Origin of the sequence: Stenotrophomonas sp. S41, assembly GCF_016624625.1 — a bacterium.
Taxonomy (GTDB): Bacteria; Pseudomonadota; Gammaproteobacteria; order Xanthomonadales; family Xanthomonadaceae; genus Stenotrophomonas.
Map to the genome: position 1 here is coordinate 1 of NZ_JACVTV010000047.1, position 20,482 is coordinate 20,482.

General features: G+C 69.2%; 22 protein-coding genes. 11 read left to right on the forward strand and 11 right to left on the reverse strand.

The genetic code is table 11. The annotated features are described in order from the left end of the window. Positions 1-106: 106 nt before the first annotated feature. On the reverse strand, positions 107-688 hold the full coding sequence (locus IAE56_RS11510; protein WP_200752649.1) for a TlpA disulfide reductase family protein: 582 nt from the start codon (positions 686-688) through the stop codon (positions 107-109). Then, on the reverse strand, positions 685-1,959 hold the full coding sequence (locus tag IAE56_RS11515; RefSeq protein WP_108767832.1) for a YihY family inner membrane protein: 1,275 nt from the start codon (positions 1,957-1,959) through the stop codon (positions 685-687). Before IAE56_RS11515 ends, IAE56_RS11510 begins: the two co-directional genes overlap by 4 nt. A 77-nt stretch (positions 1,960-2,036) precedes the next feature. Between IAE56_RS11515 and wrbA the strand changes: the two genes are divergently transcribed. The 3 genes from wrbA to IAE56_RS11530 all read left to right on the forward strand — a co-directional run bounded on the left by wrbA (position 2,037) and on the right by IAE56_RS11530 (position 3,527). Continuing rightward, entirely contained in the window at positions 2,037-2,630 is a 594-nt protein-coding gene (gene wrbA, locus IAE56_RS11520) for an NAD(P)H:quinone oxidoreductase (RefSeq protein ID WP_108764144.1), read from the forward strand. Further along, on the forward strand, positions 2,627-2,962 hold the full coding sequence (locus tag IAE56_RS11525) for a DUF2069 domain-containing protein (RefSeq protein ID WP_200752650.1): 336 nt from the start codon (positions 2,627-2,629) through the stop codon (positions 2,960-2,962). The genes wrbA and IAE56_RS11525 overlap by 4 nt, the downstream gene beginning before the upstream one ends. 79 nt (positions 2,963-3,041) lie before the next feature. Further along, the gene (locus IAE56_RS11530) at positions 3,042-3,527 is read left to right on the forward strand and encodes an asparaginase domain-containing protein (protein ID WP_079220726.1); all 486 of its coding nucleotides are present in this window, start codon (positions 3,042-3,044) and stop codon (positions 3,525-3,527) included. A gap of 311 nt (positions 3,528-3,838) precedes the next feature. Here IAE56_RS11530 and IAE56_RS11535 read toward each other — a convergent pair whose 3' ends face one another. The 3 genes from IAE56_RS11535 to sufT all read right to left on the reverse strand — a co-directional run bounded on the left by IAE56_RS11535 (position 3,839) and on the right by sufT (position 7,714). Then, positions 3,839-5,590: a S8 family peptidase gene (locus IAE56_RS11535; protein ID WP_200752651.1), complete on the reverse strand. Its 1,752-nt coding sequence runs from the start codon at positions 5,588-5,590 to the stop codon at positions 3,839-3,841. 418 nt (positions 5,591-6,008) lie between these two features. Beyond that, entirely contained in the window at positions 6,009-7,103 is a 1,095-nt protein-coding gene (locus IAE56_RS11540; protein WP_079220724.1) for a branched-chain amino acid aminotransferase, read from the reverse strand. A gap of 59 nt (positions 7,104-7,162) precedes the next feature. Continuing rightward, positions 7,163-7,714 carry a putative Fe-S cluster assembly protein SufT gene (sufT, locus tag IAE56_RS11545; protein ID WP_108767828.1) on the reverse strand — a complete coding sequence of 184 codons (552 nt, stop codon included), beginning with the start codon at positions 7,712-7,714 and terminating at the stop codon, positions 7,163-7,165. A gap of 122 nt (positions 7,715-7,836) precedes the next feature. Between sufT and IAE56_RS11550 the strand changes: the two genes are divergently transcribed. Continuing rightward, on the forward strand, positions 7,837-8,256 hold the full coding sequence (locus IAE56_RS11550; protein ID WP_200752652.1) for a hypothetical protein: 420 nt from the start codon (positions 7,837-7,839) through the stop codon (positions 8,254-8,256). Positions 8,257-8,351: 95 nt separating this feature from the next. Here IAE56_RS11550 and IAE56_RS11555 read toward each other — a convergent pair whose 3' ends face one another. Both IAE56_RS11555 and IAE56_RS11560 read right to left on the reverse strand, forming a co-directional pair. Then, a complete protein-coding gene (locus IAE56_RS11555) occupies positions 8,352-9,812 on the reverse strand; it encodes an NAD(P)(+) transhydrogenase (Re/Si-specific) subunit beta (RefSeq protein ID WP_108767826.1) in 1,461 nt (486 codons plus the stop codon). Beyond that, the gene (locus IAE56_RS11560; protein ID WP_005408173.1) at positions 9,809-10,129 is read right to left on the reverse strand and encodes an NAD(P) transhydrogenase subunit alpha; all 321 of its coding nucleotides are present in this window, start codon (positions 10,127-10,129) and stop codon (positions 9,809-9,811) included. The genes IAE56_RS11555 and IAE56_RS11560 overlap by 4 nt, the downstream gene beginning before the upstream one ends. A 98-nt stretch (positions 10,130-10,227) precedes the next feature. On the opposite strand from IAE56_RS11560, the gene IAE56_RS11565 reads away from it, so the two are divergent. From IAE56_RS11565 to IAE56_RS11575, 3 genes are read left to right on the forward strand one after another with little or no spacing between them, the layout of a single operon-like run. Beyond that, on the forward strand, positions 10,228-10,812 hold the full coding sequence (locus IAE56_RS11565) for an RNA polymerase sigma factor (RefSeq protein WP_200752653.1): 585 nt from the start codon (positions 10,228-10,230) through the stop codon (positions 10,810-10,812). Beyond that, positions 10,809-11,135, forward strand: coding sequence for a hypothetical protein (locus tag IAE56_RS11570; RefSeq protein WP_200752654.1), 327 nt, complete (start codon positions 10,809-10,811; stop codon positions 11,133-11,135). Before IAE56_RS11565 ends, IAE56_RS11570 begins: the two co-directional genes overlap by 4 nt. 5 nt (positions 11,136-11,140) lie before the next feature. Then, complete coding sequence (locus IAE56_RS11575) at positions 11,141-11,596, forward strand: DUF3106 domain-containing protein (protein WP_200752655.1); 456 nt, start codon at positions 11,141-11,143, stop codon at positions 11,594-11,596. 77 nt (positions 11,597-11,673) lie between these two features. Here IAE56_RS11575 and IAE56_RS11580 read toward each other — a convergent pair whose 3' ends face one another. After that, positions 11,674-12,753, reverse strand: coding sequence for an NAD(P) transhydrogenase subunit alpha (locus IAE56_RS11580; protein ID WP_200752656.1), 1,080 nt, complete (start codon positions 12,751-12,753; stop codon positions 11,674-11,676). A 52-nt stretch (positions 12,754-12,805) separates the two neighbouring features. Continuing rightward, positions 12,806-15,154 (reverse strand): DUF1631 domain-containing protein, encoded by a 2,349-nt coding sequence (locus IAE56_RS11585; RefSeq protein ID WP_200752657.1) that lies wholly within the window; start codon positions 15,152-15,154, stop codon positions 12,806-12,808. A 331-nt stretch (positions 15,155-15,485) separates the two neighbouring features. On the opposite strand from IAE56_RS11585, the gene IAE56_RS11590 reads away from it, so the two are divergent. From IAE56_RS11590 to IAE56_RS11605, 4 genes are read left to right on the forward strand one after another with little or no spacing between them, the layout of a single operon-like run. Further along, the gene (locus IAE56_RS11590; protein ID WP_200752658.1) at positions 15,486-16,064 is read left to right on the forward strand and encodes a nitroreductase; all 579 of its coding nucleotides are present in this window, start codon (positions 15,486-15,488) and stop codon (positions 16,062-16,064) included. Continuing rightward, on the forward strand, positions 16,049-17,038 hold the full coding sequence (locus IAE56_RS11595) for a 5'-3' exonuclease H3TH domain-containing protein (protein ID WP_108770615.1): 990 nt from the start codon (positions 16,049-16,051) through the stop codon (positions 17,036-17,038). Before IAE56_RS11590 ends, IAE56_RS11595 begins: the two co-directional genes overlap by 16 nt. Then, positions 17,035-17,589: an NUDIX hydrolase gene (locus IAE56_RS11600; RefSeq protein WP_108767820.1), complete on the forward strand. Its 555-nt coding sequence runs from the start codon at positions 17,035-17,037 to the stop codon at positions 17,587-17,589. Before IAE56_RS11595 ends, IAE56_RS11600 begins: the two co-directional genes overlap by 4 nt. Next, positions 17,582-18,379 (forward strand): N-formylglutamate amidohydrolase, encoded by a 798-nt coding sequence (locus tag IAE56_RS11605; protein ID WP_200752659.1) that lies wholly within the window; start codon positions 17,582-17,584, stop codon positions 18,377-18,379. The genes IAE56_RS11600 and IAE56_RS11605 overlap by 8 nt, the downstream gene beginning before the upstream one ends. Before the next feature lie 6 nt (positions 18,380-18,385). Here the strand turns inward: IAE56_RS11605 and IAE56_RS11610 are convergent, their stop codons facing one another. Both IAE56_RS11610 and IAE56_RS11615 read right to left on the reverse strand, forming a co-directional pair. Further along, positions 18,386-19,057 (reverse strand): hypothetical protein, encoded by a 672-nt coding sequence (locus IAE56_RS11610; protein WP_200752660.1) that lies wholly within the window; start codon positions 19,055-19,057, stop codon positions 18,386-18,388. After that, on the reverse strand, positions 19,054-20,466 hold the full coding sequence (locus tag IAE56_RS11615) for an MFS transporter (protein WP_200752661.1): 1,413 nt from the start codon (positions 20,464-20,466) through the stop codon (positions 19,054-19,056). The genes IAE56_RS11610 and IAE56_RS11615 overlap by 4 nt, the downstream gene beginning before the upstream one ends. Positions 20,467-20,482 lie beyond the last annotated feature (16 nt).

Sequence of the window (20,482 nt, forward strand, 5' to 3'; positions counted from 1 at the left end):
CGTCCCCCTCAACCGGACCCACCCCGCCTACCCTCAGGAAACCAGCTTTTGCCGTTGCCGTTGCATTGAGCAGGTGCAGGGCTGCAAGCCCTGCAAACAAAAAAACCTACTTTGCAGCAGCGATCTGCTGTTCGATGTCGGTGGCGGTGACCGGCCCCAGGAACGTGTGCGCGACCTTGCCATTCGGATCGATCAGGTGCGTCAGCGGCAGGCCGCGCGGAATCGCGAAGTCGGCCGGCGGGTCGAACGGATCGACCACCACGATCGGATAGGTCACCGGGTGCTTGGCCAGGAACGCCTGCATCTCCGGCGTCTCGATGTCCTCGTAGGCCAGGCCCACCACTTCGATGTTGCTGCGCATCGCGTGCAGCGCCGACAGCTCCGGCATCTCCTTGCGGCACGGTGCACACCAGGTCGCCCAGAAGTTCACCACCACCCACTTGCCACGGTGCGCGGCCAGGTCGTAGTCGCTGCCGTCGATGGCCTTCATCTTCAGGGTCGGGAACTCGGCGGTGGTGCGCTCGGCCGGATTCTCATCCGCGCCCTCTACCGCCGCCGGAGCCGCGGGCGTCGGCGCCTGGGCGGGTGGTGCGCTGCTGGCCGGGGCCGGTTCCTGCGCGGGCTTGCAGGCGGCCAGGGCCAGCAACAGAGCCAGCGGCAGGGCCTTCAACAGGGGCGTGCGAATCATGGGGTATCTCCGTAATCAGGATAGATGTCGCTGACGCGGCGCTTGAGGCGCTCGCGCAGCGGCAGGCGAAGTTCGTCCAGGGCGGCCAGCGCGGCCTGGCCCAGGCTGTCATCGCGGTACGGCAGATGCTGCTCGGACACCGGGATGCGCAGCTGGGTGCATTCGTAGAGGTCGCCCACGCTGACCTGGTCCAGGTCGCGCGCCAGCAGCCATTCGCCGCGTTCGTCGCGGCGCAGCAGGCCGATGTCCTGCAGGTTGCAGGCCAGGTCCTGCAGCAGCGAATCGGTCAGCATCGGCTCCAGCCGCAGGATCTCATCATCCGCCAGGCCACGGCCCTTGCCGCGCGCGTAGTGGAAGCGCCCGAGCAGGCGCAGCAGGCCGTAGAACTCGAAGCCCTGCGGCAGGCGCAGTTCCACCGGCTGGTAGCGGAAGGCAGCCATCGAGGAAGCCAACGACGCACCCAGCAGCACCGCCACCCAGCACAGGTAGATCCACAGCAGCAGGATCGGCACGAAGGCGACCGTGCCATAGAGCTTCTGGTAGGACTGGAAGCTGCCCAGGTAGGCACCGATGCCCCACTTGATCAGTTCCAGCAGCACCGCCGCCAGCACCGCGCCGGGAATCGCATGCCGCCACTTCACCGTGTGGTGCGGCACCACGCGGAACATCAGCATGATGCAGACGAACTCGATCAGCACCGGTGCCAGCCGCAGCGAGATGTCGGCCAGCCAGCGACCTTCCTGGGTGCCGAACAGCGGCATCGCGAACACCCGTGCCGACACCGCCAGCGAAGCGGCCGCGAGCATCGCGCCCAGGGTCAGCACGGTCCAGTAGACCAGGAAGCGGGTCAGCTTGGGCCGTGTGCTGCCCACGCGCCAGATCTGGTTGAAGGTTTCCTCGACGCTGTTGAGGGTGATCAGCAGCGAGACGACCAGGGCAATGAAGCCGGCGGCGGTGAGCTGGCCGGCACTGGCCGAGAACTGCCGCAGGTAGCCTTCGGCCGCGCGTGCGGCGCTGGGCACGAAGTTGGAGAACACGTAGTCGCTGAGCTGGTCGCTCCAGCGGTCGAACACCGGGAACGCCGACAGCACCCCGAATACCACGATCGCCAGCGGCACCAGCGCGAACACGGTGGTGTAGGCCAGCGCCGCCGCTGCCTGGAACAGGCGGTCGTCGAGGAAGCGGCGCCAGAGGAAGCGGCCGAAGCTGGCGGCACGTGCGCGATCCCGCGCGCGCTCCATCCACAGGTTGAGCGTATCCAGAGGTTCCATCGGCGCAAGGGTACCCGATGCGGAATCGATGCAGGATAGCCATACTGGCATCCACACGATGAGGAGACCTGCACGCGATGGGCGAGATTCTGGTGCTGTACTACAGCCGGGGCGGTTCGGTGGCACGGCTGGCGCGCCAGATCGCGCGGGGCATCGGCGAGGTGCCGGGCATGACCGCGCGCCTGCGCACGGTGCCGCCGGTGGCCGCGGTGACCCAGACCGCGCAGCCGCCGGTACCCGATGACGGCGCACCCTACGTGAGCGTGCAGGACCTGGCCGAGTGCCAGGGCGTGCTGCTGGGCAGCCCCACCCGCTTCGGCAACATGGCCGCGCCGGTCAAGCATTTCCTCGATGGGCTGGGCGCCGAGTGGGTCAATGGCACCCTCGCCGGCAAGCCGGCCGGCGTGTTCACCTCCACCGCCTCGATGCACGGCGGCCAGGAATCGACCCTGCTGTCGATGCAGGTGCCGCTGCTGCACCACGGCTGCCTGATCGTCGGCATTCCCTTCACCGAACCGGCGCTGAGCCACACCACCAGTGGCGGTACGCCGTATGGCGCCAGCCACGTGGCCGGTGCCGCCGACGACCCGCAGCCGACCGACGACGAGGCCGTGCTGGCCCGCGCGCTGGGCCGCCGGGTGGCCGACATCGCACAGCGGCTGGCCCGATGAACACCGCGCCGCGCACGGTCCTGCTGCTCGCCCTGCTGGGGCTGGCGGCGCTGTACGTAGGCTGGTTCATCAATGACAAGCACTGGCTGGCCACCCAGCTGGTGTTCACCGCGCCGCCGCTGGCGCTGGCCATCGCCCGGCGCCTGGGTTGGCGCAAGGCCGGGTTCTGGGCCTCGGTCCTGGCCCTGGGCTGGTTCAGCCACGGGGTGATGAGCGCCTGGAGCCACCCCGAGACCCGCTGGCTGGCGCTGATCGAGATCGGCCTGGCCCTGCTGGTGATCTTCGCCGCCAGCCTGCCGGGGCTGCGCACCCGCTTCAGCAAGCGACGCTGACGCTGCGGCCGCCGGGCCTTATCATCTGTGTTCCCGGCCCCGCGCCGCTGTACCTGTCCTGGTTTCGCGCATGCACATGATGGAAGAGCTCCTGGTCGTCACCACCGGTGGCACGATCGACAAGATCTACTTCGACGACAAGTCGGACTACCAGATCGGTGATCCGCAGATCGGCATGATCCTGCGGGAGCTGGGGGTGACCTTCCGCTTCAACGTGATTCCGATCCTGCGCAAGGATTCGCTGCACATCAACGATGACGACCGCGAGCTGATCCGCGCGACCATCGCCGCGCAGGCGACCCGCCACGTGCTGGTCACCCACGGCACCGATTCGATGGTGCAGACCGGCCAGGTGCTGGCGACGATCCCGGACAAGACCATCGTGATGACCGGTGCGCTGAGCCCGGCCCGCTTCCGTGGTTCGGATGCGGAGTTCAACATTGGCTGTGCGATCGGTGCAGTGCAGTCGCTGCCGACCGGCGTGTACATCGCGATGAACGGCCGCATCTTCGACCCGCAGCACGTGCGCAAGAACGTGGCGGCGAACCGCTTCGAGTCGGTCTGAGTTCTTACGGCGCGCTGTCGCGCGGATGGATCCGGCGCTTCTGTTGCTGCTGCGTTGAGGGGGTGATCCCCCCGACGCAGGACACGCCGTGAACCCTTCCATGGGGGCTCGATGGCGCCATCCTTGGCGCCAACGGTCCTGCGTCGGGGGCATCACCCCCTCCTGACAGGTCATGGCGCGCGGCCAGCAAGGTCAAGGGCAGAGCGGAAGCCCGGACGCCCGGACGCCCGGACGCCCGGACATTCGTCCCCCCCCCCCAAAAAAAACACCCCGGCCGAAGCCGGGGCGTGCCCTTGGAGAGGGACTTGGGCTCAGTACTGGGCGTTGAGGCTGACGCCCGAGAAGGTGCTGTACCCCTTCACCCGGACGTGCCAGGTGCCGGCAGCGGGGTTGTTGATGGTGCAGGTTTCGTTGTTGCCGCTCAGGTACGGGCGGCAGGTGTAGGTCGTGTCGGTCGGGGCGCTGCCCTGGCGCACGTACAGGTCGGCATCACCGCTGCCGCCACTGATCGCCACGCGCAGCTGTGAACGGCCGGCCGGCACCTGTACCGTGTAGCTGAGCGAAGCACCGCTGGCCGCGCCCAGGCCGGTCACCGGGACGTTGTTCTGCAGCACCGTGCCACCTGGGTCCGGGTTGGTGCCGCCGCCGGTGCCGTTGATGGCCGCGGTGACCGCCGCATCGGCGTCGATGATGCCCGCACCGCAGCCGCCCGAGCAGGCGCCCGGCAGTGCACGCGCGGTGCTCTTGATGATGCTTTCCACCTGCGCCGGGCTCAGCGGCGAGGGCGCCACCGACTGCATCAGCGCCACGACACCGGCCACGTGCGGCGCCGCCATCGAGGTGCCGTTGTAGGACGCGTAGGTCGCGCTGGCCGGCACCGTGGTGCCGGTGTTGAGGGTCGAGAGAATGTTCGCGCCCGGCGCGGAGATGTCGATGCCGGTGCCGTAGTTGGAGAAGCTGGCCTTGGCGCCGGCCGAGGTCACCGCAGCGACCGCCACGACGTTGGCGCAGTTGGCCGGTACCGAGGTGGAGACATTGGACGACTCGTTGCCGGCGGCCACCACCACGGTGGTGCCACGGCCGACCGCGCCGTTGATGGCGTTCTGGTAGGTGGTCGAACAGGTGCCGCCGCCACCGAGCGACATGTTGATGACCTCGGCCGGGTTGGCATTGGCCGGCACGCCGCTGACCGTGCCACCCGAGGCCCAGGTGATGGCATCGACGATGTCGGAGGTGTAGCCGCCGCACTTGCCGAGCACGCGCACCGGCACGACCTTGGCGTTGAAGGCAGTACCGGCCACGCCGGTGCTGTTGTTGGTCACCGCGGCGATGGTGCCGGCCACGTGGGTACCGTGCCAGCTGGAGTCGGACGCGGGGTAGCCGGCGCCGCACTCGTTGGCGGCGTACCAGTCACCTTCGTCGTTCGGGTTGTTGTCGCGGCCACCGCCATCGCGTGCCATCGCGGCATCGCTGATGAAGTCGTAGCCGGGCAGGATGTTGGCGTTCAGGTCCGGGTGGCTGGTGATGCCGGTATCGATGACGGCCACGACCACGCCGGTGCCGGTGGCCTTGTCCCAGGCCGGGCGCACGTTGATCGAGGCGTTGGAGGTGCCGAAGCCCCACTGCTCGCTGAGGCGGGCGTCATTGGGGGTCAGCGTGGCGCGCATGATCTGGTCGACTTCCACGTACTCGACGTTCGGGTCGGCGGCGAGCTTGCGCATCAGCAGCTCGGATTCGGCCTGGTCCAGCGCGCGGTCGGAGCGCACCACGCTCGGACCGGTGGCCAGGCGGCGGACCTGCTGCAGGCCGAGGGCGCGACCCTGGGCGCTGGGCAGGCCGGCGGCGGCGGTCTTCAGCGACGAGGCCAGTGCGGTGGTGTTGGCCACCAGCTGGTTGCCGTCCTTGTACTTGACGATGAACTGCTGGTGCACCGGCGCGGACTTCAACCCGCTGAGCTGGACATCGCCAGCGAAGGCCGGGGCGGCCAGCAGCAGGGAGGTGACGACGGAAGCACTGAGAACCACCCACGACTTGCGCAGGCGCGGTTGCGAAACCTGGGACATCGGAATTTCCCTTTCTAGTGGTGTGAATGCCGGAATCGGCAGAAGCACCGGCCCGAGCGCGCGATGGAGGTGTACACGCATGGCTCGAAGTCCGGTCAGTCAGCGGATTCCCCTGCGACCCGCCGTACCGTTGACGCTAATGGCCTGAAACGGACTCCACAAGATTTTCAGCGTCTTTTCAGTAACGTGAAATGTCTGATCTGAGACGTTTTGGGTGTAGGGTTTGTGAAGGTGAAGGAACTTTCACGTCACCTCGACAGACATGAACGGGACTTTGAGTGTCCACCCATGTCTTTGCCGACATCGGCAGGCAGCCTGCCGGAGATGGTTGCTGAAACGCAGAAAGCCCGTCGCGGGGACGGGCTTTCCGGGTACGGCAGCCGAGCGTGGGCCCGGCTCTACAGTTCAGTGCGGGCGATCAGCCCAGCTTGACCAGCCAGTTGTGGCGGTCCGGCTGGCGGCCGTACTGGATGTCGGTCAGCTCCTTGCGCAGCGACATGGTCACTTCGCCGGCCGGGGCGTTGATGTCGCCCACCGAGAAGCCTTCGCCCTTGAGCTGGCCGATCGGAGTGACCACCGCGGCGGTACCGCAGGCGAACACTTCGGCGATGTCACCGGAGGCCACGCCGTTCTTCCACTCGTCGATGGTGACCTTGCGCTCTTCGACCTTCATGCCGCGGTCGCGGGCCAGCTGCAGGATGCTCTCGCGGGTGATGCCCTCGAGGATGCTGCCGGACAGTTCCGGGGTGACCAGGGTGCCGTCCTTGTAGACCAGGAAGACGTTCATGCCGCCCAGTTCTTCCAGGTACTTGCCTTCGACCGGATCCAGGAACAGCACCTGCGAGCAGCCCTGTGCCTGCGCCTTCTGCTGCGGCAGCAGCGAGGCGGCGTAGTTGCCACCGCACTTGGCCGCGCCGGTGCCGCCCTTGGCTGCACGCGCGTATTCGGTGGACAGCCAGATCGACACCGGGGCGACACCCTTGGCGAAGTACGGGCCGGCCGGGCTGGCGATGACGTAGTAGCCGGCCTTGTGCGCGCCGCGCACGCCGAGGAAGGCTTCGTCGCCGATCATGAACGGGCGGAAGTACAGGCTGGACTCATCGGCCGACGGCACCCAGGCGCTGTCCAGCGCGATCAGCTGCTTCAGCGATTCGACGAAGATCTCCACCGGCAGTTCCGGCAGCGCCAGGCGCTGCGCCGAACGCTGCAGGCGACGGCCGTTGGCATCCGGGCGGAAGGTCCAGATCGAACCGTCGGCGTGGCGGTAAGCCTTGATGCCTTCGAAGATTTCCTGGCCGTAGTGCAGGACGGCCGCGGCCGGGTCCAGCTGCAGCGGGCCATAGGCACGCACGTTGGCGTTGTGCCAGCCGGTGTCCTTGTCCCAGCGCACTTCCACCATGTGATCGGTGAAGTGCAGGCCGAAGCCCGGCTTCTCCAGGATCTGGGCGCGCTCTTCAGCGCTGCGCGGGTGGTCCGAACGGGTGACGGCGAAGCTGGGAATGGACTGGGACACCGGAGGATTCCTGTTCTGGTTGCGGGTAGTGCCGGGCCCACCGTGCGGCGGGCCGTGGGTCAAAGCATGCCGGTTTCGAGCCGGGCGGCCTCGGACATCATGTGCTGGTTCCACGGCGGGTCGAACACCAGTTCGACATCGGCCTGGGCCACGGTCGGGACCATCTCGAGCTTGCTGCGCACGTCGTCGACGAGGATGTCGCCCATGCCGCAGCCCGGTGCGGTCAGGGTCATCTTCACGTCGATCTCGCGCTGGCCCTCGTCCAGGTGCTTGATCTCGACTTCATAGACCAGGCCCAGTTCGACGATGTTGACCGGAATTTCCGGGTCGAAGCAGGTGCGCAGCTGCTGCCACACCAGCTGTTCCACCTGTTCATCGGTGGCATCGGCGGGCAGTTCCAGCGGCGCCGGGGCCTCCTTGCCGATGGCGTCGCCGTCCTTGCCGGCGATGCGGAACAGGTTGCCTTCGACGAACACCGAATAGCTGCCGCCCAATGCCTGGGTGATATAGCCATAGCTGCCGGCGGGCAGGGTCACGGTGTCGCCCTGCGGGACCATCACGGCCTCGCAATCGCGTTCGAAGTGGACAGGTTCGCTGCTACGGGAATACATGGGGACCGATATGGGGCCGCGGCCGAAGCCACGCAAGACGGCATTCTAGCCCAGCCGCCCTGCCCCCGCCGGTGCACTGCGACAAACCACAGTATCCTGTGGGTGTCCTTCAGGAAGCTTCGATGTCCTCCAATGCCGCGCGTGCCAGGACCGTCACCTGGCTTTGGCCCTTCATGCTGCTGCTGGGTCTGGTTGTCGCCCCGATGGTCTGGGTGCTGCTGGCCCTGATGACCGGCCGCCAGGTCGGCTGGATGGCGGTACTGACCGCCCTGGAACTCACGTTCATGCTGCGCCTGGGCACGCTGGGCCCGGGCCGCCTGCGCATCGCGCTGGTGGTGCTGGGCACGGTGCTGGTGAGCGCGCTGGCCTACTGGTGCATCGCCAGCGCCTGGATGGGCGGCTCGATCGGCCTGAACCCGATGGATGCCGCCCTGCGGATGGGCCCGCACCTGGCGTGGACCCTGACCAGCCTGGCCAACGGCGCGGTTGAATGGATCTGGCTGGCGCTGGCCGTGGTCGTCGGTGCCTGGCTGGCGCGCTGATTCACACGGGTGCCGGTAGCGGCGGGCCATGCCCGGCGAGCGCAGCGGCCGACGCAGAAAGCCGCCGGGCATGGCCCGGCGCTACCGGTACAGCCTCAATGCCCGCCGTCGAGCGCCTTCAGTTCGCTCACCAGCGACGCTGCGGCTTCGGCGCCATCGCCGTACAGCATGCGGGTGTTGTCGGCGTAGAACAGCGCATTCTCGATGCCGGCAAAGCCGGTGCCCTTGCCGCGCTTGATCACCACCACGTTGCGGGCGTTGACCACGTCCAGCACCGGCATGCCGTAGATCGGGCTGGCCGGGTCGGTGCGTGCCACCGGGTTGACCACGTCGTTGGCACCGATCACCAGCACCACGTCGGTGTTGGCGAATTCGGGGTTGATGTCGTCCATGTCGGCGATCAGGTCGTAGGGCACGCCCGCTTCGGCCAGCAGCACGTTCATGTGCCCGGGCATGCGCCCGGCCACGGGGTGGATGGCGAACTTCACCTTCACCCCGCGCTGGCCCAGCCGCTGCGCCAGTTCCCAGATTTTGTGCTGGGCCTGGGCCACGGCCATGCCGTAGCCGGGCACGATCACCACGCGCTCGGCGAAGGCCATCATCGCCGCCACGTCGGCCGCTTCGATCGGCTTCTGCGAGCCAGTGATCGCCTGCGCTTCGCCACCGGCGCCAGCGCCGAAGTTGGAGAACAGCACGTTGCTGATCGGCCGGTTCATCGCCTTGGCCATCAGCCGCGTCAGCAGGATGCCGGCCGCGCCGACCATCATGCCGGCGATGATCAGCGCCTCGTTGCCCAGCACGTAGCCTTCGAAGGACACCGCCAGGCCGGTGAACGCGTTGTACAGCGAGATCACCACCGGCATGTCGGCGCCGCCGATGGGCAGGGTCATCAGCACGCCCAAGGCCAGCGCCAGCACGAAGAAAGCAACGATGGACCAGGTGCTGAGCGTGCTGGCAGCGATGATCGCCAGCACCACCACGGCCAGCGCCACCAGCAGGTTCAGCGCCTGCTGGCCGGGCCAGGTGACGCGCTTGTCCAGGCGACCGTCGAGCTTGGCCCAGGCGATGACCGAACCGGACAGCGACACCGCGCCGATGGCCGCGCCGACCACCGCCAGCAGCAGCATGGTGGCCGAGGGCTGGCGCGCGGCCAGGTCGGCCAGCGCCTGTGCGCTCCAGTGGCTGGTATCGCGGTTGGCCAGGAAGGCATAGCGCAGCAGTTCCACCGCGCCGATGGCCGCGGCCGAGCCACCGCCCATGCCGTTGTAGAGCGCCACCATCTGCGGCATGTCGGTGATGGCGACCTTGCCGGCCGACCACCAGGCCAGGCCGGCGCCGAGCAGCAGGGCCACCAGGATCAGCGGCACGTTGTGCAGTTCGGGCAGGAAGAAGGTGGCCACCGTGGCCAGCAGCATGCCCAGCCCGGCCCAGCGGATGCCGCTGCGCGCGGTCAGCGGCGAGGCCATGCGCTGCAGGCCGAGCAGGAACAGGGTGGCGGCCACCAGGTAGCTGGCCTTGACCAGCCAATCGAGCAGTTCGACGGTGCTGATGTTCAAGCCTGCGGCTCCTTCGGTTCGTCCTTGCCACCCTTGGGTGCGCTCGGCTTGAACATTTCCAGCATGCGCGCGGTGACCACGTAGCCACCGGCGGCATTGCCGGCACCCAGCACCACGGCGAGGAAGCCCAGGGCCTTCTCCAGCGGTGTCTGCGCGTGGCCCAGCACCACCATCGCGCCGATCAGCACGATGCCGTGGATGAAGTTGGAACCCGACATCAGCGGGGTATGCAGGATGACCGGCACCCGCGAAATGATCACGTGGCCCGCGATTGCGGCCAGCATGAAGATGTACAGCGCCACGAACCCGTCACTCATCGGCAACGCCTCCCGCTCTGTCTTCGTCGCCCCATCATAACCACGGGCTGAACCCGACGCGTACTCCGGTCAACCAAAGCCGCGCTCACGCGTTGTCGATGGTGACCCCGAGCGAGGAACCGTACCCTGTGCTGGTGAGCAGCCCCCTCCCCCCGACCGCCGACGCCGATGCCCTGCCGGCATCGCTGGACGCGTTCCTGGCCAGCGTCGGCCCGCGCGCCTTCCGCTTCGCCGAGGCCGGCCTGCGCCAGCGCGAGGATGCGCTGGACGCGGTGCAGGACGCCCTGCTGCGCATGCTGGACTACGCCGACAAGCCGGCCGCCGAATGGGCGCCGCTGTTCTGGAGCATCCTGCGCCGGCGGGTGATCGACCTGCAGCGCCGGCGCCGCTTCCGCCTGCCGTTCTGGCGCGACAACCACGATGCCGACGGTGCCGACATCGACTGGGCCGACCCCGGCCCGGACCCGGCGCAGGCGCATGAGCAGCGCCAGCAGTACCAGCAGCTGGTGCAGGCGCTGCGCACCCTGCCCGCCCGCCAGCGCGAAGCCTTCACCCTGCGCGTGCTGCAGGACCTGGACGGGGCCACCACTGCCGCCGCCATGGGCTGCAGCGAAGGCGCGGTAAAGACCCATCTGGCACGCGCCCGACAGGCGCTGCAGGATTACCTGGAGAACCACCCGTGAACCGCTCTCTGCCCTCCGATGACGCCCTGCGCAGCCTGCACGCGCAGTCGCTGCAGTCGCTGTCGCCGGCCACCCTGGCGCGCCTGCGCCACGCCCGCCACGGCGCCCACGCGGCGCACCGGGGGCGCTGGCGCTGGTGGCTGGCCAGTGCCTGTTCGCTGGTGATGGCGCTGGGCATCGGCGTGCAGTTCACCGGCCCGGGCACGCACACCGGCCCGGCACCGGCACCGACGGTGGCCGCGGTGGAAGACAACAGCGCGCTGTACGACGAGAATCCCGACATGTACCTGTGGCTGGGCGACACCGACCTGGCGATGGAGTGAGAACCATGCTGCGACGCCCCACCCTGCCCCTGCTGTTCGCCCTGACCCTGCTGCCGGCCGCGCCACTGCTGGCACAGACGACCGCGCCTGCACCTGCGCCCGCCGCGAGCGCCGCGCTGCCGAACTGGGAGCAGCTCAATCCGGCCCAGCGCGAAGCGCTGCTGGCGCCGCTGCGTGACCGCTGGAACGGCGCCGATGCCGGCCAGCGCCAGCGCATGCTCTCGCACGGCCAGCGCTGGCAGTCGATGAGCCCGGAAGAACGCGACAAGGCCCGCCGCGGCCTGCGCCGCTTCGAGCACATGAGCCCGGAACAGCGAGAGCAGGCGCGCGCGCTGTTCGGCCAGATGCGCACGCTGAGCCCGGCCCAGCGCGATGCGCTGCGCGAGCGCTGGACGGACATGACGCCGGAACAGCGCAAGGAATGGGTGCGGGAGAATCCGCCGCCGGCGAAGGCGCGGTAAATGGGTAGCGCCGGGCCATGCCCGGCGGATCCTGTGCGGGCCGCTGCGCTCGCCGGGCATGGCCCGGCGCTACCGCTTCACGCCTGCCAGCGCGTCTTCGCCAGCAGTTCGTCTTCCCAGTCGAAGCCCAGCTGCCCGCCCTGCGCGAACAGGGTGACGAAGTTCAGCAGGTTGCGCGCGTACATCTCGCTGGCCTGGGTGGCGCCGCGGCTGGCCAGGTTCAGCGGGCCATCGATGGCCACGCCCTGGTGGTCGATGCACTGGCCCGGCTGGGTCAGCGCGCAGTTGCCGCCGCTCTCGGCGGCCAGATCGACGATCACGCTGCCCACCGCCATGCCCTCGACCATCGCCGCGGTGACGATGGTGGGTGCTGCCCGGCCCGGCACGGCCGCGGTGCAGATCACCACGTCCACGCTGCGCAGATGGTCGGCCAGCCGGCGCTGCTGCTCGGCGCGCTCCTCGTCGGTCAACGCGCGCGCATAGCCGCCCTCGCCCGCCGCGCTCACCCCCAGGTCGAGGAAGCGCGCACCCAGCGACTGGATCTGTTCACGGGTTTCCGGGCGCACGTCGAAGCCTTCCACCTGCGCGCCGAGACGGCGCACGGTGGCGATCGCCTGCAGGCCGGCCACGCCGGCACCGATCACCAGCACCTTGGCCGGGCGCACGGTACCGGCCGCCGTGGTCAGCATCGGGAAGAAGCGCGGCGCGCGCTCGGCGGCGATCAGCGCGGCCTTGTAGCCGGCCATGCCGGCCTGCGAACTGAGCACGTCCATGGCCTGCGCACGCGTGGTGCGCGGCAGCTGCTGCAGCGGGAACAACAGCAGGCGGTCATCGCCGGCCAGCGCCGCCAGCGATGGGTCGCTGGCCGGAGTGAGCAGGCCGACCACGCTGGCGCCCGGCTTGAGCTGGGCCAGCACCGCCGCCGGTGGCGCCTGCACGCACAGCAGGATGTCGATCTCGCTCCAGCGGCCGGCGTCGAAGGCGCGCGCGCCGGCATCGTCATAGGCGGCATCAGGGAAGCCCGCGGCCAGTCCGGCGCCGGCTTCGTACCAGACGGTGATGCCCAAGGCCCCAAGCTTGCGCGCCGTTTCCGGCGTCAGTGCCACGCGCCGTTCGCCCGGCGCGGTCTCCTTCATCCCCAGCAACGCCACGGCCATGCAGGTCCCCGCTGATCGGTGAGTTTTCCCGATCCTAGCAGGCGGCCACCCCTCAGTGCAGGGTGGCGCTGCCCGGGTCCAGGCGGTCGATCACGCCCTGCATGGCGCTGTCGAAGGCGCCGTCGTCGACGTGGGCGCGCAGGCGGCCCAGCCGCACCATCACCGCCAGTTCTTCCGGCGAGGCCACGCAGAAGCGCACGCCGCGGCGGTTGACGAACAGCAGGCGCGCGGAGATCGGGCTGATCCAGGACAGCTTGCCGGCCTGGACCTTGCCGTCCTTGTCGACGAAGTCCAGCCAGTTGCCGATTTCCATGCGACGGAAGCGATCGGCGTCGGCATTGTCGAAATCATCGGTATCGACCTGCCCGGCCAGCTCCACGGCGCTGGCTTCGGGCACCGGCGCGGTCGGCAGCGCGACCTGCGGCAGTTCCGGCAGCGCGCGCTGCAGTTCCGGCCGCGATTCGGCAATGCCCTGCAGGGTGCCGTGCAGCGCATCGATGGCGGCCGAGGCCGCATCACCGTGCACGCCGACACTGGCGAACACCTTGGCCAGCACCGGCTGCCAGGCCTGCAGCCACGGCTTGCCGATGATGTGCCGGCGTGCCTCGGCCACTTCCTCCAGCAGGCCATCGCCCAGGCTGAGTGCCTCGGCCACCGACGCGCCGTCCTCGCCCTCGCGCAGCAGCGCCAGGGTCAGGTGGTGCTGCCACGGCTGGCGCAGGAACTCGGCGATCGCCGGCGGCAGGGTGGCATCACCGATGCGGCGGTCCAGTTCGGCACCGGCGCGGTTGCGGGCCATCTCCAGCTTTTCCTGGCCACGCTGCGTTTCGGCGGCGCGGCGCTCGGCGATTTCCACGCGGCGGCGATGCTGCAGCAGGAAATCGCGGAATTCTTCTTCCAGGGTGAGGAAGATCGCCAGGTTCTCGTTGAACTCGGCGACCAGGCGCTCGATGATCTCCTCGACCTTGGCCATCAGCATGCGCTCGGCCTGGCTTTCGCCGGTGTTGCCTTCGCAGGCCTCGGCCAGCGAATTGAGCAGCTTGCGGGCCGGATGGGTCTTCTGCACGAACATGCGGCGGTCGAGCATGGCGACCTTGACGAAGGGCACCACCAGGCGGCCGATCAGCTCGCGCGAGCGGCCTTCCAGTTCGCGTTCGTCCAGCATCACGTCGAACAGCATGCCGACCAGGTCGATCGCATCCTCGTCCTGCGGGTCCAGCCGGGTCTGGCCGGGGTCCACGCCGAGGCGGGTGGCGTTGGACAGCACTTCGCTCTTCAGCCGCTGCGCCAGCGATTCACCGTCCTCGCCGATGGCCGCGCGCAGGGTCGCGCTGGGCGTGGCCTGCAGCAGCGACAGCACCGACATCATCTCGCGCTGGCTGAGCGGGCGATGCTGGCCCACCGCCACCTGCGCGGCCGACGTGGCGTCCTCGCGGACATGCCGGGTCTGCTGCAGCAGTTCGTGCAGCGCCTCCAGCAGCATGCCCTGCTGGCCAGGATAGGCTTCGCCCGACCCGGCCGACCCGGCCGGCGCGCCGCCGGGCATGCCATGTTCGCCGGGCAGCTGCTGCATGTGGCCGCGACGCTCGGACCAGCGCGCGGCAAACCGCTGCGCCCAGGCCGGTGCGGCCTGCTCCTCGTCACTGAAATCGGTCTCGAAGCCCGACGTCTGGCGCTGCTCGACCAGGTCGTCCAGCCCGTGTGGGGCCTGCGGTGGCGGGGCCGCCGACAGCGGTCGCCGCGGGGCGCCCATCTGCGGCATCACACCGGCAGCCGCCAACTGCTCGTCCAGCTTCTCGTAGATGCGGCCCACCGGCGAGCGCATGTCGCGCTCGCACAGCTTGATCAGCACCAGGTGCACTTCCGGGGCCAGCTCGCAGCCGGCAAAGGCCTGGTGGATGGCCACGCCCAGGTGCTCGGGGCTGATCGGATCGAGGTCGGCGTCCAGCTCCAGACCGCCGACCAGCCAGCCGAGGCGGCGATCGAGGCGGGCCAGCACCGGCTTGAAATTGCGCAGCAGCACGGTGGCGAAGTTGCGCACCGCCAGCCGCGATTCCAGGACATGCTCGGGAATGAGGCTCAGGCTTTCCTCGGCCGGCCCGGAGAGGGTGGCTTCGGCGGACAGCGGATGGCCGTCGGCCAGCGCGGCCCAGGCCTGGTCCAGGTGGGCGGCAAAGGCCGCGGTGATCTCGTCCCGGCGCCGGCGCAGTTCGCGCATGGCATCCAGGAACAGCAACTGCGACGAGCCGGCATTGCCGGCTCGATCGAACAGGGCATCGTCAAACCGCGCCAGCGCCGCGCCGAAAGCCTGGCCCAGCGCGGGCAGGACAGCGTCCCGCGCACGCTGGAGCTGGTCCGGGTCACGACCCGACGATCCCATCTGAGTGGGCGCACTCATCATTCGGGAAGGCTCCCCACCTTCTCTGATACGACAGACATGATGGACATCGCGACGACCGGTACACCCCATGTACCGGATCGTCGATGGTAGGCCGGCCAGCCCGTCACGGACAGTGAAACAGTCCTCACTTCAAACCTCACGACCGGCGGCCCGGCAAGACGGATATCCTAAGCCGTGCGGGACCTGCGAGGCGAGGGGAAGGGCTCGCCGGATGCCCGGCAGTGGCATGACGTTCATCACAGTTTGATATTGAAAGGGCAAACACGACGCAGGCAGCGTCACCAACTGCCCCGACTATAATCTTCAGCCCGTGATGACCGGTTCAGACTCCATGCCCGACCCCGCAGCCCTGCTCGCCCTCGACGCCCGCCGTTCGGTGCCCTCGCGGCAGCTGGGCGAGCCCGGCCCGGACCCGGCCACCCTGCTGCGCATGCTGCAGTCGGCCGTCCGCGTGCCCGACCACGGCAAGCGCGTCCCGTTCCGTTTCCTGAAGATTGCCGGCGATGCCCGTCACACCCTGGGGGATTTACTGGTCGAACGCAGCCGCCAGCGCGATCCGCAGGCCGGCGAGGCGGTATTCGAAAAGGACCGCCAGCGCTTCAGCCACGCCCCGGTGGTGATCGTGGTGGTGGCCAGCCCGCGCCCGGACGCCAAGGTGCCCGAGCAGGAGCAGCTGATGACCGCCGGCTGTGTCTGCTTCGCCCTGCTGCAGGCCGCCCAGGCACTGGGCTTCGGCGCGCAGTGGCTGACCGCGTGGATGGCCTTCGACCCCGCCGTGCATGCCCACCTGGGCCTGGCCGAGGGCGAAGGCATCGCCGGCTTCATCCATATCGGCACCCCCAAGGCCGACGTGCCCGAGCGCGAGCGGCCGGACGCCGCGGCCCTGCTGCAGGACTGGACCGGCCAGTGAGCGCCGTGAATGCCGTGCCGCTGCCGCCACCGCTGTACCTGGTGGATGCCAGCATCTATGTGTTCCGTGCCTGGCATTCGCTGCCGGACGAGTTCCAGGACAGCCAGGGCTGGCCGACCAATGCGGTGCACGGGTTCGCCCGCTTCCTGCTGGACCTGCTCGAGCGCGAGCGCCCCCGGCACATCGCCATCGCCTTCGACGAAGCGCTGGACAGCGGCTTCCGCCACCGCCTGTATGCGGCCTACAAGGCCAACCGCGACCCGGCGCCGGAAGCGCTGAAGCGCCAGTTCGTGCACTGCAAGGCGCTGTGCGCGGCGCTGGGCCTGGTGGTGCTGGCCCACCATGACTACGAGGCCGACGACCTGATCGGCAGCGCACTGCACCAGCACCGGCACAGCCATCGCGGCCTGATCATTTCCGCCGACAAGGACCTGTCGCAGCTGCTGCTGGACCACGACGAACAGTGGGACTACGCACGCAACCAGCGCTGGGACGTGGCCGGGGTGAAGGCGCGGCACGGCGTGCACGCGCACCAGATCGCCGATTACCTGGCGCTGTGTGGCGATGCGGTGGACAACATTCCCGGGATCAGCGGTGTCGGCGCCAAGTCGGCGGCGGTACTGCTGGCCCACTTCGGCAGCATGGACGCGCTGTACGAACGCCTGGACGAAGTGCCGTTCCTGCGCCTGCGCGGCGCCGCACAGATGGCCGTGCGCCTGCGCGAGCAGCGCGACCACGCCCAGCTCTGGCGGCAGCTGACCACCATCGCGCTGGACGCGCCGCTGGAAGGTTGCCAGCCGGGCCTGCTGCGCCAGGCGGCGGACCCGGAGCTGCTGGGCGGCCTGTGCCAGGCGCTGCGCTTCGGCCCTCTCACCCGCCGGCGCCTGTTCAGCGCCGCAGGCGTCAACGATCCCGGTTCGGCCACCGCGGCCGGTCCCGACCATTCCCTCCCCTCCTCCAGCGAGCCCGCATGAGCCAGAGAAACACCGAAGCCCCGCGCGTCGTCTACGAAGGCAAGTACCAGCGCATGGTCGTGCGCGGCACGTGGGAATACAGCGAACGCACCCATGCCGGTGGCCTGGCGGCGATCATCATCGCGGTCACCCCCGAGGACAAGGTGGTGTTCGTCGAACAGTTCCGCGTGCCGCTGCAGTCGGCCACCATCGAGATGCCGGCCGGCCTGGTCGGCGACATCACGGCGGGCGAGTCGATTGAAGCGTCGGCCGTGCGCGAGCTGGAAGAAGAAACCGGCTGGACCGCCGAGCACGCCGAAGTGCTGATGATCGGCCCGACGTCCTCCGGCGCCAGCAGCGAGCAGATCGCCTTCGTCCGTGCCACCGGCCTGCGCCGCATCGGCGAGGGCGGCGGCGATGACAGCGAAGACATCACCGTGCACGAGATTCCGCGCGCGCAGGCCGCCGCCTGGCTGGTGCAGAAGATGGGCGAAGGCTACGCGCTGGACGCCAAGCTCTGGGCCGGCCTGTGGATGATCGAGCACCACCTGGATGGACGCCCGCGTGGCTGATGCCGACCTGCACGTGGCGCCGGCCCTGCTCGGTGCCGACGATCCCGCGATCTACACGATCCACCGTGCGCAGGGTGCATCTCCCTTCCTGCTGCTGGCCGACCACGCCGGCCAGCAGATCCCGCGCGCGCTGCATGGCCTGGGCCTGGCGCAGGCCGAGCTGGACCGCCACATCGGCTGGGACATCGGCATCGCCGGCACCACCCGCGCACTGGCCGGGCTGCTGGATGCCTGGGCCATCGAACAGACCTATTCGCGGTTGCTGATCGACTGCAACCGGCCGCTGGCCTCGCCCACGCTGATCCCGGAAGTGAGCGACCACACCGTGGTGCCGGGCAATGCCGGGCTGTCGGCGGCACAGCGGCAGCAGCGCATCGATGCCATCCACGCGCCGTATCACGCACGCATCGGCGCCGAACTGGATGCACGCCGCGATGCCGGCCGCCCCACCCTGCTGGTGATGATGCACAGCTTCACCCCGGCGATGAACGGCGCGGCGCGGCCGTGGCACGCCGGCGTGCTGTACCACCGGGACACGCGCTTCGCCCAGGCACTGCTGCAGGCGCTGCACGATGAAGGCGACCTGGTGGTGGGCGACAACGAACCGTATTCGGTAAGCAGCACCAGCGACTACGCGGTGCCGGTGCATGGCGAAGGCCGTGGCCTGGTGCATGTGGAGCTGGAGATCCGCCAGGACCTGATTGCCGATGTGGCCGGGCAGCAGGCCTGGGCGGAACGGTTGGCGCGGATCTTCAGCGCGTTGCAGCCGGCGTTGCTGGCGGCCGGGTAATCGTCATCAACGCAATACGGGCGCGTCCATCCACGGGAACGACTTGAACCCGTACACCTGTACGGTCGCGCCGATCGCTTCGAACTGATCCTTGATGGCCTGCGCGCGGTTGCGATCCAGGGCTTCGCCCAGCAGCAACGGCAACGCACGGCAGCGTGCCAGCGATTCACCCACCGACACCTCGTGCAGGTGCGCCACGGCCTGCGCGGTGGCCTTCAGCTGTTCGTCCACACATGCCAGCAGCTGCAGATCGAACGAGGCAAAGATGCCCGCGCCTACGCCGGCATCGCGCGCGGCGGCCTGGTCTGCGGCCGTGGCCTCACCCAGTGCCTCGTCGATGCCTTCGATCTGCTGGAACGCGTCGTACTCGTGGTAGTACGCCAGCGCCTGCGCGTACGCGGCCAGCGTGGACAACGGGCGCTGCCGCTTCTGCACGTCGAGCACGTCGGCGAACGTGGCCGGCTCCAGGTAGGTGGACAGGCCCAGCGCGCGCGCCTCGGCCGGCACCTCGCTGTCATCGTCGAACGCGGTCTCCTCGTCGGGCGGCAACCAGAACCGCGCCTGCAGCAGGTCACCGTCGGTGGCATGCACCCAGCCGAAGGACGCGTACACGCCATGGTCGTCGTTGCAGGCGGCAAACGCGTGCAGGGTCTGTTGCAGGTCCAGCAGTTCGATCATGCGTTGTTGGCCTGGCCATCGAGGGATCCGCAGTCTACCGGTGCCGGGCGCAGGCCCAGCGCGATGATCACGCCGAACAGGGCGAACAGCGCGGCGCCGTACTCGGCACGCACCAGCCCGGCCAGCGCACTGGGCGAGCCTGCAACGCCGGCGCCGGCATTGGCCACCATCACCAGCACCGCAAGCCCCAGGGCCCCACCGATCTGCTGCGCGGTTGCCGCCATGCCAGATGCGACACCCTGCTGCGCGGCCGGCACGCCCTGCCCGGCCACGATCCACATCGAGGTCCAGGTCATGCCCTGGCCGATGCTCAGCACCACCACGCCCGGCAGCAGCGGCCAGAAGTTCGAGGCGTGCGGGAGTGTTGCTGCGATCCAGGCGATGCCGACGGCGCCGGCCAGCTGGCCGAGCACCAGCACCTTGCGTGCACTCCAGCGCTTCAATGCCCACTCGGCCAGCTGGATGCCGACCGTGCACACCGCCGTCGCCGGCAGGAAGGCCAGGCCGGCCTGCAGCGGACTCCAGCCGTAGCCATCCTGGAAATACAGCGCCATGAAGTAGTACTGCACGCCGTAGCTGCTCATGAAGGCGAAGGTGAGGCCGAGCGCGGCGCGCAGGCCGGGCAGGCGCAGCAGCGCGAACTGCATCAGCGGGTCGCGGCTGCGCTGTTCGATCTGCACGAAGGCCACCAGCAGCAGCACCGACAGCAGCAGGCAGCCCAGCGTGGCCGGCGCGGTCCAGCCCCACTCCGGCCCCTGCACCAGGGTGGTCACCAGCAGGCTGCCGCCGAGGGTGACGGTGATGCAGCCGGCCAGATCGAACGAGCGACCCTGCGCGCGCGGACCATCGGCCGGCAGCCACGCACCGGCGGCAACGGCGCAGGCGGTGGCCAGCGGCACGATCACCGCCAGCACGGCCGGCCAGCCGAACGCCTGGGTCAGCACGCCGCCGAGCAGGGTGCCCAGCGCCAGGCCGACCGCGCTGGCCATGCTCCAGATCGCCAGCGCGCGGTTGCGCACGGGGCCCTCGGCGTACAGCGTGTTGATCAGCGCCAGCGTGGCCGGGAACAGCAGTGCGGCACCGATGCCCTGCGCCGCGCGCGCGATGATCAGCAGCGTGGCGTTCGGCGCCAGCGCGCCCAGCAGCGAGGCCAGCGCGAACAGCAGCATGCCCAGCCGGTAGAAGCGGCGGCGCCCGATCAGGTCGGCGGCGCGTCCGCCCAGCAGCAGACTGCCACCGAAGGCCACGGTGTAGGCACTGACCACCCACTGCAACTGCTGCGCGTTGATCTGCAGCGCGCGGCCCATGTCATGCAGGGCGACGAAGATGATGGTGGCGTCCAGGGCGATGATCAGCTGGGCGGTGGCCAGCAGGGTCAGCGCCCAGCGCGGGTACTTGAGAGGGGGCATCGGCGGCGGTGGATCG